Below are 19,243 nucleotides of genomic sequence, written 5' to 3'. Positions count from 1 at the left end.
GCGGCGGCCAGCGCCTCGCTCCCGCCGGCGGCGAGCCGGGCCAGCAGCCGGGTCAGGGTGGGGGCGGCGGCGGGGCCGGCCGGGCCGGCGCCGTCCAGCGCCGCCTGCAGGGCGACGGCCTGTGCCCGCCAGCCGCGGTCGACCACCTCGGCCGGGTAGTCGGTCCAGTCCAGCGGCTGCCAGCCGCCCTCGGGCGGTTCGTGCAGCAGGCCGGCGGCGACCAGCGAGACCGCCTCGTCCACCAGGCCGGGCTCCTCGAGCAGGTCGCAGGCGGGGCGGTCGCCGAGCCGGCTGCCGTAGCCGTCGGCGAGGCGGTCGCGGCGGGAGAGCTCGGTGAGGGCGGAGACCACGCCGGCGTTCAGGTGGGCGGGGTGGCGGCCGAGCCGCCAGGCGGGCAGGGCGACCCGGGTGAGCAGCCGGTCCCAGCCGGCGTAGGCGAGGCCGACCTGTTCCTGGGCGGCGATCCGCAGGCCGTAGTCGACGGCCTTGGCCTGTTCGGAGGCCCAGCCGGCGACGGCCCGCTCGAGTTCGGCGGAGTGGTGGCGGCAGGCGGCGAGCAGCAGGCGGTTGATCCGGTCGATCAGGGCGGCGGGGCCGCGGTGGCGGGTGCCGAGGGCGGCGTCCAGCCCGCGGACGAAGCGGCGGGCGGCGGCGATCTCCGGGTCGGCGGAGGCCGCGGCCCCGGCCACCACGGGAGCGAGCAGGGCGCGCAGCTCGGCGGCGCGCATCCACCACAGGAAGGGCGAGCCGATCACCAGGACGGGGGCGGGGGGCGTGGCGCGGCGTCCGCCGCGGGGCGGGCGGCCGTCCTCCAGCCAGCTGTCGCAGTCCGGGGTGAGCGAGATTCCGGACGGGGCGGGGACGTCGAGCCGGTCGGCGAGCTCGCCGATCAGGCGGTGGAGCTCTGGGGCGGCCGTCTGCGGCAGCGGGACGGCGGGGGTGACGGGCGGCTCGGCCCGCAGCTGGGAGCGGGCCACCAGGCCGGCCAGCAGCAGGGTGACGGCGGCGACGCCGAGGACGGCCCAGCGGATCGCGTCCCACCAGGGCGCGTCCGGCGAGCCGGGTGCCCCGATCCGGCCGGTGGTCCGGCCGGCGAGCAGCACCGCGCCGAGGGCGGCGGGCAGCACGGCGGCGCCCAGGGCCAGTCCACGGACCCTCAGCACGGCCTGGGCACGTGCGCGGGCAGCGTGAGCAGCGGCCATACGGCGCGACACCCCCTTCGCGGCGCTCGGCTGCCGGGTCGGCCGGTGGTCCGGGGGACCATCGGTCGGGGCACCCGAGACCTCTCGGAAACGATCAATATCCGAACGGGAAACGGCGGAGCCGGCCCCCGGTTGTGCATCTTGCGCGGCACTTCTGACAGTTTTGACGCCCGCGTGCGGTTGCGTGTTCCGGATCGCCTGGGTTTCCACCCGTCCTGGTGACGGCGCCCGCACACCAGCGGCCCCAGCATCCCCCCGGCACGGGGCCGCCACCGGCGGCGTCCGCAGCGGCTCCCAGCAGGTCGCGGCGATCCAGCGCACCCTACGGCGGTCCGCGGCGTCCCGTCAGCCGGATACCCAAGGAGTCACCCGATGGAGGGGAAATCCTGCGCCGGCCGCGCCCGGGGCGGGCCCCGGGAAATCCGCAGGGCGCCGCCGCCGGACGGGTGGCCCGGTGGCGGCGCCCTGGTCGGCGCGGGTGGCGCGGGTCAGCCGGCGGCGGCCTCGCGCGCGATGTCGGTGCGGTGCTGGGCGCCCTTGAAGCCGATCCTGGCCACCCCCCGGTACGCCCGGTCGCGGGCCTCGGCCAGGTCGGTGCCGATCGCCGTGACGGACAGCACCCGGCCGCCCGCGGTGAGCACCCGGCCGTCCTGGTCCGCCCGGGTCCCGGCGTGCAGCACGTACGCGGTGCCGTCGGCGGCGTCCGCCTCGTCCAGGCCCTCGATCACGTCACCGGTGCGCGGGTCGGCCGGGTAGCCCTCGGAGGCCAGCACCACGGTGACGGCGGCGCCGTCGTGCCAGCGCAGCGGCTCCAGGGTGTCCAAGGTGCCGGTGGCGGCGGCCAGCAGGACGCCCGCCAGCGGGGTCTCCAGCCGGGCCAGCACCACCTGGGTCTCCGGGTCGCCGAAGCGCGCGTTGAACTCGATCACCCGGGTGCCGCGCGAGGTCAGCGCGAGACCCGCGTAGAGCAGGCCGGAGAAGGGGGTGCCGCGGCGGCGCAGCTCGTCCACGGTCGGCTGCAGGACCGTCTCCAGGACCTCCTGCACCAGGCCCGCGGGGGCCCACGGCAGCGGCGAGTAGGCGCCCATGCCGCCGGTGTTGGGGCCCTCGTCGCCGTCCAGCGCGCGCTTGAAGTCCTGCGCGGGCACCAGCGGCAGCACGGTCTCGCCGTCGGTGATCGCGAACAGCGAGACCTCGGGGCCGTCCAGGAACTCCTCGATGACCACCTGCCCGCAGGCGGCGGCGTGGGCGAGGGCGGCCTCGCGGTCGGAGGTGACCACGACGCCCTTGCCGGCCGCCAGGCCGTCGTCCTTGACCACGTGGGGGGCGCCGAAGGCGTCCAGGGCCTCGGCGGCCTCGGCGGGGGTGGTGCAGACGTAGGCGCGGGCGGTGGGGACCCCCGCGCCGGCCATCACGTCCTTGGCGAAGGCCTTGGAGCCCTCCAGCCGGGCGGCGGCCGCGGAGGGCCCGAAGACCGGGATGCCGGCCGCGCGCACGGCGTCGGCGACGCCCGCGACCAGCGGGGCCTCCGGGCCGACCACGACCAGGTCGGCGGTGAGCTGCCGGGCCAGGGCGGCGACGGCCGCCCCGTCCAGCTGGTCGACCGGGTGGACCGTCGCCACCTGCGCGATCCCGGCGTTGCCCGGGGCGCAGTGCAGCTCGCTGACGGCGGGATCTTGGGACAGGGAGCGGCACAGGGCGTGTTCGCGGGCGCCGCCGCCGATGACGAGGACCTTCACGTCTGGAAGGGTAGTCGGTGGCCGTTCGGCGGCCGCTCCCGGCTCCGTCCGAAGCTCCGAACCGGGCGGGCGATTCCGGCCCAGGTTTTGTGCGAACCTCCAGCCGGCCCGCTCCGGCAGGCCCCCAGGTCAGTGACCGGCGCCGCGCACGCCTCGCTCGGAAGGGTGAAATCTCGCCACCCGCCGCAACCCTCCCACCTCGTGTTCCGGAGGTGAATTCCGATAACGATCACCGCCGAAGCGCCCCCACGGTCAGCCATTTGGCGGTAAGAAGTGCTGTTGGACCGATGCCCGGCCGCGCGCCGGGACACGACACCATGGGCGGCCCGCACCCGCACGCGGCGTCGGACCGGGCCGGACCCGAGCCGGCCGGACCGGCCGTCGGACCGATGCAGCATCAGATCCACACACTGTCGGTCCCGGTACCCTCCGGACCGCCGCAGTCACCCCGCCACAGGGAGCGCCACAGGTGAGCCAGCCGGAAATGCAGCCCGAGGAGAGTGCCTGGGGCAAGGACGTCGGCGAGGAGGACCAGCCCGCCCTGCCCGTCGCCGCGCGGCGCGCCCCCACGCGCCGCCGCGCCGACCTGAGTGCGCGCCAGTTCCCGCTCGGGGACTGGGGCGAGCCCGCCGAGCGGCTGGAGGAGCTCTACCGCTGGTCCGAGGAGCGGGCGGTCGAGGCGATCGACTGGTACCGGCGGGACCGGATCTGGAAGCGCCGCTGGGCCCGGCTGCTGCGCTTCGGCGCGGCGGCCTTCGCGGTCGCCGGGGTGAGCGGCCCGCTGGTCGCGCTGACCGGCGTGCTGGACCGGGCGGCCGAGTGGGGGTACGTCGGACTGGCGCTGTCGGCGGCCTGCCTGCTGGCCGACCGCGCCTTCGGGCTGACCTCGGGCTGGATGCGGGACGTCTCCACCGCGCAGGCGCTCCAGCGCCGCCTGGAGGCCTTCCAGTTCGACTGGGCCTCGGAGTGCGTCCGTGAGGTGCTCGGCCCCACCGAGGGCACCGCCGGCGAGGCCGCCGAGCGCTGCCTCGGCGTGCTGCGCCGGTTCTGCGAGGACGTCTCGGACATGGTCCGCAGCGAGACCTCGGAGTGGATGCTGGAGTTCCGGGCCTCGATGACCCAGCTGCCGACCCAGGCACCGGGCCTGTGGGGCGGCCGCAGCGAGATCGGGGTGGGCGCCCAGGTACGGGTGCTGCCGCCGCCGGGCACCCGGCCGACCATGCCGCGCCAGCGGCCGCCGGAGGGCCCGCTGCGCTGAGCCGCGCGCCCCGGCCGGGCCGGGGTGCGCGCCGGCGGGCCCGGAGGGCCGGGCCCGGCCGGTCAGGCGAAGACCACCATGGAGCCCTGGGTGACGCTCCTGGTGGCGGCCGCGTACAGCCCGGCCCAGGCGTGCCGCTCGCGGGCGTACGGGTGCAGGTCGTCCAGCGGCGGCCCGAACGGCTGCTGCAGCTCGGTCGGGCCGAGCGGGCGGGTGGGGGCCGGCGGGTTGAGCACGTCGATGCCCAGCACCGGCGCCACCGCCTGGAGTTCGCGCAGCAGCCCGAACGAGGAGCCGAGCGGGCCGCCGGCCACCAGCAGGCCGTCGTCCACCAGCGGCAGCTGGAAGTCGACCGGCACGTAGGCGCCCGCGTGGTCGAAGTGCCAGACCAGGTGGGACTGTTCGGCGGTGGACTCGAACATCTCCAGCAGCTGCTCGTAGTCGCCGCCGAGCGCGTCCACCGGGGTGATCTCGAAACCGGTGAGGCCCAGCATGTAGGCCCGGCGCAGGAAGTGCAGCGAGTCGTAGTCGAACGCGGCTATCGGCTCGACCTCCCCGCTGATCCCCGGTACGTACTGGTAGACCGGGACTTCGGGCAGTCCGTGGGCGGCGAGCACCGCGTTGTAGCGGACCAGGTCGTCCCGGAACGGGTTCTCCGGGCTGTTGGTCAGGACGTCCACGAGCGGGACGAGCCAGAGGTCGCAGGCCATGGGCCGGCTCACCCTCTCCGGTGGGCGGGCGCCGGTGCGCGGGGCACCGTCGGCGGGCGGACAATGACCGCCCACCCTACCGGCCCGGCGCCGGCTCCCCGTTCTCCGGCTGCGGCAGCCGCAGCGGGCGCCCGAACCGGCCCGGCGGGACGAAGCGCGGCTGCGGCACCCGGCCGAGGCCCGGCCCGGCCCGGCCGACGGACGGCTCCACCCGCTCCACCCGCTCGTCCCGCTCGGATCCGGCCGACGCCGGCGGGAGTCCGGGCGGCCCGGCGTCCGGTGCGTCGCGCAGCAGCGCCAGCACCGAGACCGACTCCAGCGGCTGGCCGGTCAGCCGGGCCAGCAGCTCCACGGTGAAGACGTTGTACTCGTTGACCACGCGCTTGGCGCCGGTCACGTCCCGTTCCTCGATCCGGTCCACCAGTTCGCCGTGGCGGTCCCAGCAGACGCCGCCGAGATCGCCCGCCGCCCGCAGGTACGGCGCCGCGAACATCCACGACTGCACCCGCAGCCAGCCGAGGTACTCGGCGATCCGGGCGTTGCCGAGCAGCGCCGCCGCCTCCTGCCAGAACCGCAGGTCGCACCCGACCAGCACGTCCAGCTGCCCGGCCCGGGAGGCCTGGGTGGCGGCGACGGCCCGGCGGCGCAGCGAGGGCAGCCGGCCCCAGTCGTACCCGGGGGCGCGGACCAGCAGCTGGCGGATCGCGCTGTCGGTGAGCAGGGTCCTGGCCTCGAAGATCTCCAGGAAGTCGGCCCAGCCGAACTCGGGGACGGTGAAGCCGCGGTGGTGCTCGGCCCGGAGCAGTCCCTGGGCGGCCAGGTCGACCAGTGCCTCCCGGGCCGGGGTGGCCGAGACGCCGTACAGGTCGGCGATCTCCTTGACGGTGAAGTTGCGGCCCGCCGGGAGGCGGCCGGCCATCATCTCCTCGCGCAGCGCCTCCGCGATCTGCTCGCGCAGGCTGTTGCGCTTGATCGCGGCCCGGCCGTCCGGGCCGCCGGCCAGGCCGGCCCCGGGCAGGCCGAAGCCCGGTACGCCGAAGCCCTGCAGGGTACGGCCGGGGCCGGACCCGGACATGCTCGACTCGGGCACCCCGACCTCCCCCTCCTCCACCGGCCTGAACGCGACGCAGGCTCACCTTCTCAGAAGTTGCGCACACCCCGGCCGGGCATGTCAAGCACGGTAGGGAGCGGCCCGGGCGCCGGCCGGCGCCCCCGGGCGGGACGGACGGTCGGGGCCGGGCGGGCGGTCAGCGCTGGACCGGTGCCGGGATGCCGAGCAGCCGGTCCCGGTGCACGGGGAATTCCGATCTGGCCTTGGCCACCTCCGCGGGGTCGAACTCCACGGTGATCACCTCCTCCTCGGTGCCGGCCTCCGCCAGCACCCGTCCCCAGGGATCGACCACCAGGCTGTGCCCGGCCTGCTCGACCCCGCCGTGGGTGCCCGCGGTGTTGCAGGCCAGTACGTACGCCTGCTCCTCGACCGCGCGGGCCCGGGCGAGCAGGGTCCAGTGCTCGCGGCGGCGGGCCGGCCAGGCGGCCGGGACCACCAGCAGTTCGGCGCCGGCGTCCAGCAGGGCCCGGAACAGCTCGGGGAAGCGCAGGTCGTAGCAGGTGGCGAGGCCGAGCCGGCCGAGGTCGGTGGCGGCGGTGACGATCTCCTGCCCGGCGCCCATCACCACCGCCTCGCCGCTGTCGAAACCGAAGCGGTGGATCTTCCGGTAGGTGTGCGCCAGCTCGCCGTCGGGGGCGAACAGCAGCGAGGTGTTGTAGATCGGGCCGTCCGGATCGCGCTCGACGATCGAACCCGCGTGCAGCCAGACCCCGGCCGCCGCGGCGGCGGCCGACATGGTCTCCACGGTAGGGCCGTCCAGCGTCTCCGCCCCGGCGCCCCAGGACTCGTAGGCGAACCCGCCCAGCGGCCAGAGCTCGGGCAGGACCACCAGGTCCGCCCCTTCCTGGGCCCGGACCAGAGCAGCGGCCCTGGCCCGCCGTTCGGCGGCCGGCTCGGAGTCGGAGACCGCGAGTTGGATCAAAGAAGCGCGCACAGTACCACCGTCCACGGCAAGAGTCCTACGATCATCACCCGAAAGCGCTGCCCTGCTGTCACCCGGCAGCGTAACGTGCGGGTAGCGCGTGCGCCCGGAAGCTCAGGAGTCTCCCCCTCACTCCCGGGCCGCGCGGGACGGAAGCTGACGGAGGACCGGAGATTCCCGTGACGGAGAACCAGACCGTGCAGGCGTACACCGACGCGTGGCTCCACTCCATCGAGTCGATATCCGAGCTGCTGGCCGCGCTGCCCACCGACGCGTGGAACCGGCCCACCGAGTGCCCCGGCTGGTCGGTCCGGGACGTGGTCTCCCACATCATCGGCGTCGAGTCCGAGCTGCTCGGCGACCCCCGGCCGATCCACTCCCTCCCGCGCGACCTGCGGCACGTCACCGGCGAGTTCGCCCGGTACATGGAGCTGCCGGTCGACAAGCGGCGCTGCCACACGCCCGTCGAGCTGACCGGCGAGCTGGAGTACACCGTCATCCGGCGCAGCCGGGCCCTGCGGGGTGCCAAGCAGGGCCCCGACGACCTGGTCCGCTGGCCGGCCGGGCCGCTCTCCCGGGACGTCCCCTACAGCCAGCTGCTGCGGACCCGGGCGTTCGACGTCTGGGTGCACGAGCAGGACCTGCGCCGCGCGCTGGGCACCCCGGGCAACCTGGACTCGCCCGCCGCCGCGGTCACCCGCGACTTCCTGGTCGAGGGCCTGCCCCGGGTGGTGGCCAAGCTGGCCGGGGCGCCGGCCGGCGCAGCGGTCGTCGTCGACGTGACCGGACCGATGGAGTTCCAGCGCACCGTGCGGGTGGACGAGGCCGGCCGCGCCGCCGTCGACGCCTCGGTCACCCTCGCCCCGGACGTCCGGCTCACCCTCGACTGGGAGACCTACGTCCGGCTCGCCTGCGGGCGGGTCCGGCCGCAGGCGGTGGGCGGCGCGGTCCGGGTCAACGGCGACACCGAGCTGGCCGCCCGGGTGCTGGCCAACTTCGCACTGACGCCCTGATCATCCCCACCACCGGCCGTTACATCCGGCCGGATGTAGGCCCCGGGCCGCACGCCGGGGTCCGCGCTCCGCACTCCCGTTCGTCCGCGCGGTGCCGGTACGCCGTCCGTCCGGCCTCGTTGTCCCGGTCGGCCCGTCACCACGAGTGAAGGAGGGGCGGCGGATGAACGACGCCGACATGGTGTTGGTCAGGACGAGCTTCCCGGTCACCGGGCAGCCGATCCGGGTCGTCATGATCGACGGCGAGCCGTGGTTCGTCACGGCGGACGTGTGCAAGGTGCTGGGGAGGAAGAACCCCAGCGACACCGCCGCGGGCCTGCCCACAGGTCTCGCCAGGGTGGTGGACCTGCGGCTGGCAACCCTAGGTGTGACCGAGGGTATGCAGGTTTCCGCAGGTCAGAAACCCTACGAGGGTAGGAACCCGATGATCGGGGTGATCAGCGAGGCGGGTCTCTACCGCCTCGTGCTGCGCTCCGACAAGCCGGCCGCCCGGCCGTTCCAGGACTGGGTCACCGGTGAGCTGCTGCCGTCGATCCGGCGGGGCGACACGGACGTGCCGCAGCAGCAGCGCCGGATGGCGGAGAGCCTCGCCGAGGCGATCGGCCAACGGGTGGAGGTTCTGGCGGAGGTCGACCGGGACGACCACGAGGGCGTCCACCTCCGCTCGGACGGGACGGTGCACTGCCGGCACGGCGAGATGGCGTTCGTGGTCCCCGGCCCCGGCGAGGACAGCGGGCCACCGTTCGGCCCGTACTACGAGTGCCGGAGCGTCGAGCGGGTCGGGATCAGGGGCGGCCGGGCGCTGGTGCGCTGCGGCCGGCTCAAGATGGTGGACCTGGCCCGCCGGCTGGCGTCGCCGCGTCCGCCGAGCCGCGAACCCCGCGGCTCCGGGCCGCTCACCTGTGAGCTCGGCCGGGCCCGGATCCACGGCGATGCCGCCGGGATCGCCGCCCTGCTCCGCGCGGCCGGCGAGCTGTAGCGCGGACCGTAGCGGCGGGCTGCGGCCCGGACCGCGGTCAGGCGGGCCGGCCCGCCCGCCTGACCGCCCGGCGCAGCCGCAGGATCATCAGCGTGCCGCCTGCGAGCGGCAGGAACTGCCAGCAGAACGCCCACCGGTAGGTGTCCGCGGTGTACCCGGCGCCGTCCGAGAACGCGTCGAGCAGGACGCCGATGCCCAGCAGGGTGAGCATGGCGCCGATGAAACCGCCCATGTTGGCGATGCCGGAGGCGGTGCCCAGCCGCTGAGCCGGGTTGTACGAGCGGGCGTAGTCGAGGCCGACCAGCGAGGCGGGGCCGTTGCTGCCCATCACCACCAGCAGGACCACCAGCAGCCACAGCGGCGGGTGTCCGGCCGGCCAGGCCAGCGCGAGCGCCCAGCACAGTGCGGTGGCGGTGATGACGCTGAGGGTGATCGGCATCCGGGTGGCGGGTGTCCGGGAGACCAGCCGGCCGAAGACCAGTGCGAAGGCCATGTTGCTGAACACCAGCAGGGTGAGCAGTCCGCCGGCCTCGCCCCGGCTCATGCCCTGGCCCTCGACCAGGTAGGGGAGTCCCCAGAGCAGGCCGAAGGCCGAGGCGGGGAAGGCGGTGGTGAAGTGGACCCACATGCCGAGCCGGGTGCCCGGTTCCTGCCAGGAGTCGCGGATCTGCCGGCGGACGGACGGGCGCGGCCCGGTGGTGGCGGCAGCGGCGGCCCCGCCTGCGGCCCCGGTCTCCGGGCCCTCCCGCAGCCCGAGCGCGACCAGCGCCGCGACCGCCACGCCGGCCACCGCGATCACCCCGAACGAGAAGGTCCAGCCCTCCCGGTGCAGGGCCTCGGCGAGCACCACGGTGGTGACCAGGTTGCCGCCCATCCCGGCGAGTCCGGTCAGCTGGGCGACCAGCGGGTTGCGGGCGGCCGGGAACCAGCGGGCGGCGATCCGCAGCACGCTGATGAAGGTCATCGCGTCGCCGCAGCCGAGCACCGCCCGGGAGCCGAGCGCCGGCCCGAACGAGGTGCTGAGCGCGAACGCCAGCTGGCCGGCGCTCATCAGCAGGACGCCCAGCAGCAGCACCCGGCGCGGTCCGAAGCGGTCGACCAGCAGGCCGACCGGGATCTGCATGGCCGCGTAGACCAGCACCTGGAGGATGGAGAAGGTGGAGAGCGCCGAGGCGCCGATCCCGAACCGCTCGGTGGCGTCCAGTCCGGCGACCCCGAGGCTGGTGCGGTGCACCACCGCCAGCACGTACACCGTGCAGCCGATCGCCCAGGCCAGCCAGGCGGCCCGTCCGCCGGGCGGCCCCGGCAGGGCCGGTGGCGGCGCGGTCGTGGACGCCTCGGCGGGCCCGGGGCCGGGTACGGATACGGAGCGGACGGTGCCCACGGGGTCCACGGTCATAGTGACCCCAGGCTAGTCATCCCATCAAATGATCTATTCCGCAGGGTCGGGCCGGGCGCGCGGGGGCGGCGGGCCGCCGCTCAGCCGGTCACGGTCCAGCTCACCGAACGCGTCATGAACTCGTCCCGGAAGGCCTCGTCGCGCACCCAGTCGGTGGTGTCGGTGACGGTGGCCTTCACGGTGGCCTTCTGACCGGGGGCCAGCGGCAGCATCGCCGTGTCCAGCCAGGTCCGGTCGGGGGCCTGCGGTTCCACCGCCACCCCGTCCACCGTCCAGTCCACCTTCAGCTGCCGCGCCCCGACCAGCTGCAGCGGGTGCACGGTCAGCCGGGTCGGGCCGCTCACCGTGCCGGGCGCCGGGCTGGGCGCGTCCACCGGGCGGACCCGCCGGTAGATCTGCTCCAGGATCGCCTCCCGGGAGGGCAGGTTGTAGGTGCCGCCCAGGGTGCGCATCACCGAGTCCTCGGTGGGCCGGTAGAGCCCGTTGGCGCTGCGGTACGCGCCGACGGTGCCGCCGCCGTCCGGCGACTGCGCGTCCAGCCAGCGCCACCACTTCACCTTGGTGCGCCGCATCTCCTCGGCGTCGACGGTGGAGAGGTTGGGGTAGCCGCCGTCGTCCGGGGCGCTGTCGTACTCGTCGCCGAGCTCGCCCACGGTGTGCCCGATCTCGTGCTGGAGGATCCGCCCGGCGTCCGGGCTGCCGCCGGACAGGGTGGTCACCCCGGTGCCGCCCGCGCCGCCGTACTCGCTGGAGTTGGCCAGTGCGATCAGGTACTGCGGCCCGTCGCCCTCGCCCGCGTACCGGGCGGTGGCGGACTCGTCGGCGCACAGCAGCCGGGCGGTGCCCTCGCACCAGAAGTGCATGCCGAGCGGGGTGCTCACGCTCCGGCTGCCGCTCTCGCCCTCGGCGATGCCGGAGGACGGGGACACCACGTCGACCCGCCTTATGTTGAAGTAGCCCTGGTAGCTGCGGAACGGCTCGATCTCCATCAGCGCGTGCCAGGCCCGGTCCGCCTGGTCCCGGAACATCACCTGCTGGTCCTCGGTGTACCCGTCGCCGAGCAGGACCAGGGTGATCCGGTTGGCCGGGTCACCGGAGCGCCTTATGTCGACGGTCGGTGCGGTCCCGGGTGCCCGCAGGTCCGCCTGCTGGGGGCTGCGCGGCGGCGCCGCGTGGTCGGTGAGCGGACCGGCCGGGGGTCCTATCACCGTGGACGGCGAGGGTGCGGCCAGCTCCAGCGCGGCGGGCAGCGCGGCGGCCGAGATCAGCACCAGCGCTGCGGTACTCCGGACGAAGCGGCCATGAGTGCCAGACGGCATACGGGTCGTCCTCGGTGCTCCGGTCACCCGGCGGGGCGCTCGGGTGGGGTGGTCGGGAAGACGTACCCTGCGCGTGTCGCGACCGGTCGGCGGCGGACGGAAGTTCGCCCCATGGGAGCAAGGCCTCACCGGTTCGGCGCACCCCGGCGCGACAGCGGCCGGAGGGCCGGGGTCCGCGGCGCCGTCCGGCCGGGGGCTCAGCCGCTGCGCAACGCCTGCAGCGGGTCGGTGCGGGCGGCCCGGACCGCCGGGTACAGGCCGGCCAGCAGCCCGACCAGGCTGCCGATCAGCGGGGCCGGCAGGGTCGCCAGCGGCTGCAGGACGGCGGTCCACTCCCGTACGGCGGCCACCGCGACGACCACCAGCACACCGAGGCCGGTACCGATCAGTCCGCCGAGCGTGCCCAGGGCGGTGGACTCGGTGAGGAACTGCGCGGCGATGTGGTGGGTGCGGGCGCCCAGCGAGCGGCGCAGGCCGATCTCCTCGGTCCGTTCCAGCACCGCGACCAGGGTGGTGTTGGCGATCCCGACCGCCCCCACCACCAGGCAGATCGCCGCCAGGGCCAGGAAGAGCCCGGTCAGGTCGGAGGTGACGTGGTCCCGGAGGCTGTGCGGGTCCGGCGGCGGGGTGACGGTGAGCCGTTCGGCCGCGTCCGGGCGCAGCGCCACCGCCAGCTGTGCGGCGACGACCGGGGCGGCGCCGGTCCGGGTGGCGGCCAGCAGGTGGGCGGCCTGCTCGTCACCGAGGCCGGGATTGCCGAAGCGGTCCAGCGCGGTGGTGCTGGGGATGATCAGGCCGAGCAGGGTGTCCGGCAGCCGCTGGACGTCCCGGTAGACGCCGACCACGGTGTAGGGCAGGCCGTCGATGAAGACCGCCGGCTGGGCGTCCAGCCGGGTCACCCCGAGCCGGCCGGCGGCCGCCTCGCTGAGCAGCACCACCGGCAGCCTGGCCTGCTCGACGTACCGGTCCAGGGTCACCCCGGAGGCCAGCGTCGGCCCGATCGCGGCGACCGCGCCGGGGGTCGCGGCGAACACCGACAGGCCCTGTCCGGCCGTGCCGTCGGCGGTCGGCGAGGACGAGATCCGCAGGCCGTCCGCGGCCACCCGCCACCAGACGCCCGCCGAACTGACCCCGTCGATCGCGCCCGCCCGGGCGTCGGCGTCGGCGGGGAAGCTGGTCGGCGGCCTGGCCCCGGGGGCGAGGCCGTCCTGCGCCGGGTGGTCGGTGACCGTGACGGTGGTCGCCTTGGTGAGGTCGAACTGGCGGCCGATCTGCCCGGCAGCGGTGGCGGTCAGTCCGAGTACGGCCACGAACGCGCCGATGCCGAGGACCGTGCCGAGCATGGTCAGCACCGACCGGCCGGGCCGCTGGAGCACCCCGGCCAGGGCCTCGGCGACCAGGTCGACGGGGCCCAGCCGGGCCGACGCCCCGGGCGGCTCGGACCGGGCCAGCACGGACCGGCCCATCTCAGACCGCCACCGGCTCGCTCAGCCGCCCGTCCGCGATCCGCACCGCCCGGGGCGCCCGGGCGGCCACCGCCGGGTCATGGGTGATCACCACCAGGGTGTAGCCCTCCTGGTGCAGCCGGTCGAAACGCTCCAGCACGGCCGCGGCGTTGGCCGAGTCCAGGTTGCCAGTCGGCTCGTCGCACAGCAGCAGGCTGGGCCGGTTGACCAGCGCCCGGGCGATGGCGACCCGCTGGCGTTCGCCACCGGACAGCGTGGTCGGCAGCGCGTCCGTCCGGTGGCCGAGTCCGACCTGCTCCAGCGCCGCCCGGGCGGCCCGCCGGCGCTGCGCCCGCGGGGTGCGGTTGTAGACCTGGGCCAGCAGCACGTTCTCCTCGGCGGTGCGGTGCGGGAGCAGGTGGAAGGACTGGAAGACGAAGCCGATCCGGCGGCCTCGCAGGGCCGAGCGGTCCCGGTCGCGCAGGCCGGCGGTGTCGATGCCGTCCAGCTCGTAGTGGCCGGTGGTCGGGGTGTCCAGCAGCCCGAGCAGGTGCAGCAGCGTCGACTTGCCGGAGCCGGACGGTCCGGTGACCGCCACGTACTCGCCCTGACGGATCGTCAGATCACAGGGGTGCAGGGCGGTGACCGGTGGCGGCCCGGGGTGGCTGCGGCCCACCCCGGCCAGCCGGATGACGGGCGGAGCGGCCGCGGGGGCTGATTCGGGGGCTGCTTCGGGAGCCGTACGCGGTGTGCTCACCGGCCGACCGCCACCTGGTCGCCCTCGGCCAACTCCCCGCCGCCGACGGCGTTCACGCCGACGTAGCCGTTGGCGCTGACCCCGGTGGCCACCGGGACGGTGATCCGCCGGCCGGCGGCGGCCACCCTGGTGACGGCGGTCTGCCCGGCCGCGTCGGTGAACACCGCCGCCACCGGCACGCTCAGCACCGGCTCGGGCCGGGCGCCGCGCAGCACGGTGATCCGGACGTTCTGGCCGCTGAACGCCGGGGGCAGCGGTTCGGCCGGGGCGATCTGCACCGGCACGAACGCGGGGGCCTGCGGGCCGCCCTGGGCCGGGGCGCCCGGGTTGGCGCCGGCCGGTCCGGCGGCGGACCCGGCGGCCGGTCCGCCGATCGCGATCACCCGGCCGGCCGGTGGCGTGGTGGTCGGGGAGCCCAGCTCGGCGACGGTCCCCCGGACGGTCCGGCCGGTCGTCTCGGAGAGGATCTCGACCTCCATCCCCGGGGTGATCCCGGCCGCCTGCGCCGGGCCGAGCTGGCCGGTCACCGCCAGCTGCCCGCCGGTGAGCGAAAGCAGCGGGCCGGACACCGGCGATCCGACCGGGGCGTTCACCGCGGTGACCACGGCGGGGAGTTCGGGCAGGAAGACCACCTCGCCGGCGGGCACCATCGGGCCGTTCACCGCCTGGGCCTGCGCCAGCGTCTCGCGGTCCTCGGCCAGTTTCCGCCGGGCGGCGGCGAGTTGCTGCTCCGGGCCGGCGGCGGGCGGGGCCGCCGAGCCGGACGCGCCGGCGGTGCCGGTGCCCGCGGGGGCGGCGCCGGCCGCCTGCTGCGCCTTCAGCGCGTCGACCGCCTGCTGGTCGGCCTCGACCGCCTTGCGGGCGGCGTCGACGGCCTGCTGGGTGGCGGCGCCGGTGGTCGGCGCGCTGTACCCGAGGTGCCGGTAGTGGCCGGTGACGGCCTCGGCGGTCCCGGGGCCGTACGTGCCGCTCGGGTCACCGCCGCGGCCGTACCCGAGCTGCGCCAGCGCGGCCTGCAGCTCGGCCACGTCGGGGCCGGTGCTGCCGGGCTTGATGTCCCGGTAGGCGGGCACCGGGCCGCGCAGGACGAACAGCGGCTGCCCGGAGACCTCCGCGAGCAGCTGCCCGTTGGCGACCTGGTCACCGGACCTGACCGCGAGCCGGGAGACGTACAGCTGGGTGACGTCGGCCGAGGCCGCCACCGGTGACACGTTGTACTGGGTCGGCGGGTAGACCTGGCCGCGGGTGACCGTCGACTGGGCGAGGACCTGCCGGGTGACCGGGGCGGTGAGCAGGGTGAGGGGCGGCGGTGCGGTGTCGGCGGCGCGTTCGGCGGGCGATTTGACCAGCGAGGACGCGGCCAGGCCACCACCGGCCAGCACCGCCGAGACCACGGTCACCGCCAGCAGTGTCCGCCGGCGCCGGGCCATCCGGGAGGCTCCTGCGGTCGGGGCGTCGACGCTGTCCCGGACCTCGTCCGGCTCGCTCGGCTCGCTCAATTTCCAGATCCCCGGTTGCTCGGACGCGCCCCGACAGTGCCGGTCACGGAAGTGCCTTCCGGATACCGTTCGTGTTGCCAATTCGGCATGCGGGTCCGGCAGTTACGCATCCTTCGCGGCCCCCGCATTCGAACGGGCAAAGCCTACCCGCCGGTTGGGCCGAATTCGGTCCGTTCGGCGAACCCGCCGGGCGGGCCGGCCGGGTGCGGACGGCTCAGGCCCGGCGGCGGGCGTGGAGCAGCAGATGGGTGGCCAGTCCGAGCAGCAGGCCCCAGAAGGCGGCGCCGATACCGAATAGGCTCATTCCCGAGGCGGTGGCGAGGAAGGTCACCACGGCGGCGTCGCGGCCCTTCTCGTCCCCGAGGGCGGCCGCCAGGCTGCCCTGGAAGGAGGCGAGCAGGGCGACCCCCGCGATCACCGCGATCAGCGCGTGCGGCAGGCCGGTGAACAGGCTGACCAGCACCCCGCCGAAGCTGCCCACCACCAGGTAGAGGACGCCGGCCGACATCCCCGCGATGTAGCGGCGGCGCGGGTCCGGGTGGCTCTCCGGGCTGGTGCAGATGGCCGCGGTGATCGCCGCCAGGTTGACCCCGGGGGAGCCGAACGGCGCCAGCAGCACGGACAGTCCGCCGGTCGCGCCGATCAGCAGCCGGTCGTCCGGCCGGTAGCCCGAGGCCCGCATGATGCCGAGGCCGGGGGCGTTCTGGGAGGCGAGCGCCACGATGGTGAGCGGCAGGGCCAGGCCGACCGCGGCCGCCCAGGAGAAGCCCGGGACGGTGAGGACCGGCACCGTGGGTCCGCCCGCGCCGAGGTTGAGTGGGAGTCCCACGGTGGCCGCCGCCAGTACCGCGCCGGCGAGCAGTGCGATCGGTACCGCGTACCGCGGCACCAGCCGCTTGGCCAGCAGGAAGGCGGCGAAGCAGCCCAGCACCAGGACCGGGGCGCCCCGGAGTTCGGTGAAGATCCCGGCGCCGAAGGTGAACAGGATGCCCGCCAGCATCGCGTTGACGATCCCGGCCGGGATCGCCCGGATCAGCCGGCCGAACAGCCCGGTCACCCCGAACAGCGCCACCACGGCGCTGCTCAGCAGGAAGGCGCCGACCGCGTCGCGGTACGGGTACGCACCGAGACTGCCCACCAGCAGGGCCGCCCCCGGGGTGGACCAGGCGGTGATCACGGGCGTCCTGGTCCACCAGGACAGCAGCAGGCAGGTCAGCCCGCTGCCGATCGACACCGCCCAGATCCAGGACGCCGTGCGGGCCTGGTCCAGGTGGCCCGCGGCGGCGGCCGCGAGCACCACCACCAGCGGGCCGGAGAAGGACACCGCGATGCAGACCAGGCCCGCGAGCAGCGCCGGGAGCGAGACGTCCCGGCGCAGCGAGGGCCGTGGGCCGGGCGGTGCCGGGGGCTCGGCGGGTTCGACTGCGGGGCGCTGGACTATCGACGGGTCGGCCACCCGAGCAGTATCCCCGGTGGCCGTCCGAGGTTCCCGGAAAAGGTCGGAACCACCTGCAACCCCCGGCGGGGATGGACGTCTATGAGGGTGAAGGGCACGGAGAGAACGGAACCGGCGGTACGGCCGGGGGGACCGACGCGCCGGACACCTTCAGCCAACACACCGCCGTTTCAGCGCCCTTGGGGACCCCTGTCATGCGCACGCCCGTTATCTCCCGTATTGTCCGCTCCTCCGCCGCCACCGTCGCCGCCCTCGCCCTCGGTACCGGGCTTCCCCTGACCATCGGCGCCGGCACCGCCCACGCCTGCGGCGACCGGCCCGCGAAGGCCGCCCCGAGCGCCACCGCGTTCGGCTTCCGGTCGGCCGACACGGTGACCGGCTTCGTCGCGCCCACCCCCACCACCATCACCGCGGGCGGCCCGAAGATCGAGATCGGCATCGAGGAGGGCAACTTCAGCGGCAAGCCGATCGACCTGGTCGCCCCGGCCTTCTCGCTCTACAACGAGCGGGCGAGCGGCCACGGCATCGGCACCATGCTGAAGATCGAGGAGCTGTCGGTGGAGGTCATGGACCACGGCAGGTGGACCCCGCTGGCGATGCGCTACGGCTGCGACCCGATGATCAGCACCGACACCTCCGCGCTCGCCGAGCCGCTCGCCGACGGCCGGGCCCACCGGTTCGTGTTCCGGGTCGGCCTGTCCGCGGACGCCCCGGCGGACCAGACCCGGATCCAGATCTACGCCGGCCGGACCGAGCAGGGGAAGGCGAACATCCTCGACCTCGACGTCGAGCACCCGGCTCCCGCCCCGGCCCCCGCCGCGCCGGCCGGCACCCCGACCGCGACCCCGACCAAGGCCGCCACCGAGGCCGCCGACAAGCCCGCGGCGGTACCGGCCGCGGTCAAGGACTCCGCACCCCAGTCCCCGGTCGCGCCGACCACCGCACCAGCCGCCGCCCCCGCCGCCGAGCTGGCCTCCACCGGCCCCTCCGCGCCGACCGGCTTCCTGTTCGGCGCGGCCGGCGCCTGCCTCGCGCTCGGCCTCGGCGTGCTGTACACCGTCCGCCGGGCCGCCCGGCGGTAGCCGGACGCGGAAGGGCCCCGCTCCCCTGCCCGGGGAACGGGGCCCTTCGCCGTGCTCCGGGGGCGTCAGCCCCAGGTGATCAGGCGCTTCGGCTGCTCCAGGATGGCCGCGACGTCCGCGAGCACCTTGGAGCCGAGCTCGCCGTCGACCAGCCGGTGGTCGAAGGAGAGCGCCAGCGTGGTGACCTGGCGCGGCACCACCTTGCCCTTGTGCACCCACGGCAGGTCCCGCACCGCGCCGAAGGCCAGGATGGCCGCCTCGCCCGGGTTGAGGATCGGGGTGCCGGTGTCGACGCCGAAGACGCCGACGTTGGTGATGGTCACCGAGCCGCCCTGCATGTCCGCCGGGGAGGTCTTGCCCTGCCGCGCCGTGTCGATCAGATCACCGAGCGAGACGGCGAGCTGCGGCAGCGTCTGGGAGCCGGCGTCCTTGATGTTCGGCACGATCAGACCGCGCGGGGTGGCCGCGGCGATACCGAGGTTGACCTGGCCCTTGAGGACGATCTCCTGAGCCGCCTCGTCCCAGCTGGCGTTGACCTCGGGGTGGCGGCGGATGGCCGTCAGCAGCGCCTTGGCGACCAGCAGCAGCGGGCTGACCCGCACGCCCTGGCCCAGCTCGCCGCTCTCCTTGAGCCTGCGCACCAGCTTCATCGTGCGGGTCACGTCGACCTGCACGAACTCGGTCACGTGCGGCGCGGTGAACGCCGAGGAGACCATCGCCGCGGCGGTCGCCTTGCGGACGCCCTTGACCGGGATCCGCACATCGCCCGCGCCCGGGACCGAGCCCGCGACCGAACCGGCACCCGCGTCGGCGGCCACCGCCACCGGCTGGGGCGCGGCGGCCGGTGCCGGGGCCTCGACCACCGGGATCCCGACCTGCGGGGCCACCGGAACGACGGCGGAGTGCACGTCCTCGCGGGTGATCACCCCGCCGGGACCGGTCGCCACCACGGTCCGCAGGTCGATGCCGAGGTCCTTGGCGAGCTTGCGCACCGGGGGCTTGGCCAGCGGGCGGTCCCCTTCGACGACCGGCGCCTGCGCCGGAACCACCGGCACGGGCACCGGAACCGCGATCGGGGCCACCACGGCGGCGGCCACCGGGGCGGCGGCGGGTGCGGCCGTCGTACGGCGGGCCCGGCGCTGGGTGCCGCCGGTCCGCGGCCCGTACCCGACCAGCACCTCGCGGCGCTCCGGGACCGCCTCGGTCTCGGCCGGGGCCGCGACGGCGGCGACCGGGGCGGGGGCGGCCGGCTCGGCCGGGGCCGCACCCGCGACCGCCACCGAGATGATCGCGGTGCCGACGTCGACCGTGCTGCCCTCGGGGAAGAACAGCTGGTCGACGGTGCCGGTGAA

At 75.5% G+C, this 19,243-nt stretch carries 16 protein-coding genes; 4 read left to right on the top strand and 12 right to left on the bottom strand.

Going from position 1 to position 19,243, the window contains the following annotated elements:
* Positions 1–1,202: hypothetical protein (locus AA75_RS20615; protein WP_033821618.1), on the bottom strand; the 1,202-nt coding region annotated here is incomplete at its 3' end.
* A gap of 488 nt (positions 1,203–1,690) precedes the next feature.
* On the bottom strand, positions 1,691–2,941 hold the full coding sequence (gene purD, locus AA75_RS20610; RefSeq protein ID WP_033821607.1) for a phosphoribosylamine--glycine ligase: 1,251 nt from the start codon (positions 2,939–2,941) through the stop codon (positions 1,691–1,693).
* A gap of 484 nt (positions 2,942–3,425) precedes the next feature.
* Here purD and AA75_RS20605 point away from each other — a divergent pair, with 484 nt between their 5' ends.
* Positions 3,426–4,199: an SLATT domain-containing protein gene (locus tag AA75_RS20605; RefSeq protein WP_051812896.1), complete on the top strand. Its 774-nt coding sequence runs from the start codon at positions 3,426–3,428 to the stop codon at positions 4,197–4,199.
* Positions 4,200–4,261: 62 nt separating this feature from the next.
* Here the strand turns inward: AA75_RS20605 and AA75_RS20600 are convergent, their stop codons facing one another.
* From AA75_RS20600 to AA75_RS20590, 3 genes are all read right to left on the bottom strand, one after another.
* Entirely contained in the window at positions 4,262–4,909 is a 648-nt protein-coding gene (locus AA75_RS20600) for a hypothetical protein (RefSeq protein WP_033821605.1), read from the bottom strand.
* A 76-nt stretch (positions 4,910–4,985) separates the two neighbouring features.
* Positions 4,986–5,999 carry a GntR family transcriptional regulator gene (locus AA75_RS44820; protein WP_368666600.1) on the bottom strand — a complete coding sequence of 338 codons (1,014 nt, stop codon included), beginning with the start codon at positions 5,997–5,999 and terminating at the stop codon, positions 4,986–4,988.
* Between the two features lie 157 nt (positions 6,000–6,156).
* Positions 6,157–6,954, bottom strand: a complete 798-nt coding sequence (locus AA75_RS20590; RefSeq protein WP_033821604.1) for a carbon-nitrogen family hydrolase — start codon at positions 6,952–6,954, stop codon at positions 6,157–6,159.
* A 167-nt stretch (positions 6,955–7,121) separates the two neighbouring features.
* On the opposite strand from AA75_RS20590, the gene AA75_RS20585 reads away from it, so the two are divergent.
* Positions 7,122–7,955: a maleylpyruvate isomerase family mycothiol-dependent enzyme gene (locus tag AA75_RS20585; RefSeq protein ID WP_033821603.1), complete on the top strand. Its 834-nt coding sequence runs from the start codon at positions 7,122–7,124 to the stop codon at positions 7,953–7,955.
* 163 nt (positions 7,956–8,118) lie between these two features.
* On the top strand, positions 8,119–8,934 hold the full coding sequence (locus AA75_RS47725) for a BRO family protein (RefSeq protein ID WP_051812894.1): 816 nt from the start codon (positions 8,119–8,121) through the stop codon (positions 8,932–8,934).
* A gap of 37 nt (positions 8,935–8,971) precedes the next feature.
* Here AA75_RS47725 and AA75_RS20575 read toward each other — a convergent pair whose 3' ends face one another.
* The 6 genes from AA75_RS20575 to AA75_RS20550 all read right to left on the bottom strand — a co-directional run bounded on the left by AA75_RS20575 (position 8,972) and on the right by AA75_RS20550 (position 16,809).
* Positions 8,972–10,333, bottom strand: coding sequence for a nitrate/nitrite transporter (locus AA75_RS20575; protein ID WP_082526687.1), 1,362 nt, complete (start codon positions 10,331–10,333; stop codon positions 8,972–8,974).
* An 80-nt stretch (positions 10,334–10,413) separates the two neighbouring features.
* Positions 10,414–11,652 (bottom strand): M64 family metallopeptidase, encoded by a 1,239-nt coding sequence (locus AA75_RS20570; RefSeq protein WP_082526686.1) that lies wholly within the window; start codon positions 11,650–11,652, stop codon positions 10,414–10,416.
* 197 nt (positions 11,653–11,849) lie between these two features.
* The gene (locus AA75_RS20565) at positions 11,850–13,118 is read right to left on the bottom strand and encodes an ABC transporter permease (RefSeq protein ID WP_051812889.1); all 1,269 of its coding nucleotides are present in this window, start codon (positions 13,116–13,118) and stop codon (positions 11,850–11,852) included.
* 1 nt (position 13,119) lies between these two features.
* The gene (locus AA75_RS20560) at positions 13,120–13,854 is read right to left on the bottom strand and encodes an ABC transporter ATP-binding protein (protein ID WP_051812887.1); all 735 of its coding nucleotides are present in this window, start codon (positions 13,852–13,854) and stop codon (positions 13,120–13,122) included.
* Complete coding sequence (locus tag AA75_RS20555; RefSeq protein WP_051812885.1) at positions 13,851–15,353, bottom strand: peptidoglycan-binding protein; 1,503 nt, start codon at positions 15,351–15,353, stop codon at positions 13,851–13,853. The genes AA75_RS20560 and AA75_RS20555 overlap by 4 nt, the downstream gene beginning before the upstream one ends.
* Positions 15,354–15,567: 214 nt before the next feature.
* Positions 15,568–16,809: a benzoate/H(+) symporter BenE family transporter gene (locus AA75_RS20550; RefSeq protein ID WP_033821602.1), complete on the bottom strand. Its 1,242-nt coding sequence runs from the start codon at positions 16,807–16,809 to the stop codon at positions 15,568–15,570.
* Positions 16,810–17,003: 194 nt separating this feature from the next.
* Here AA75_RS20550 and AA75_RS49560 point away from each other — a divergent pair, with 194 nt between their 5' ends.
* A complete protein-coding gene (locus tag AA75_RS49560; RefSeq protein ID WP_051812882.1) occupies positions 17,004–17,891 on the top strand; it encodes a hypothetical protein in 888 nt (295 codons plus the stop codon).
* Between the two features lie 65 nt (positions 17,892–17,956).
* Here AA75_RS49560 and AA75_RS20540 read toward each other — a convergent pair.
* On the bottom strand, positions 17,957–19,243 hold a 1,287-nt coding region (locus AA75_RS20540), incomplete at its 5' end, for a dihydrolipoamide acetyltransferase family protein (protein WP_033821601.1).

Source organism: Kitasatospora sp. MBT63 (assembly GCF_000710465.2).
GTDB lineage: Bacteria > Actinomycetota > Actinomycetes > Streptomycetales > Streptomycetaceae > Kitasatospora.
Note: the sequence above shows the minus strand (reverse complement) of the source record. Positions and strands in the feature narration are given on the sequence as shown.

Coding starts and splice junctions, on each gene's coding strand:
- AA75_RS20605 (WP_051812896.1), top strand. CDS start 3,426: ATGCAGCCCGAGGAGAGTGCCTGGGGCAAGGACGTCGGCGAGGAGGAC.
- AA75_RS20600 (WP_033821605.1), bottom strand. CDS start 4,909: ATGGCCTGCGACCTCTGGCTCGTCCCGCTCGTGGACGTCCTGACCAAC.
- AA75_RS47725 (WP_051812894.1), top strand. CDS start 8,119: ATGAACGACGCCGACATGGTGTTGGTCAGGACGAGCTTCCCGGTCACC.
- AA75_RS20575 (WP_082526687.1), bottom strand. CDS start 10,333: ATGACCGTGGACCCCGTGGGCACCGTCCGCTCCGTATCCGTACCCGGC.
- AA75_RS20570 (WP_082526686.1), bottom strand. CDS start 11,652: ATGCCGTCTGGCACTCATGGCCGCTTCGTCCGGAGTACCGCAGCGCTG.
- AA75_RS20565 (WP_051812889.1), bottom strand. CDS start 13,118: ATGGGCCGGTCCGTGCTGGCCCGGTCCGAGCCGCCCGGGGCGTCGGCC.
- AA75_RS49560 (WP_051812882.1), top strand. CDS start 17,004: ATGCGCACGCCCGTTATCTCCCGTATTGTCCGCTCCTCCGCCGCCACC.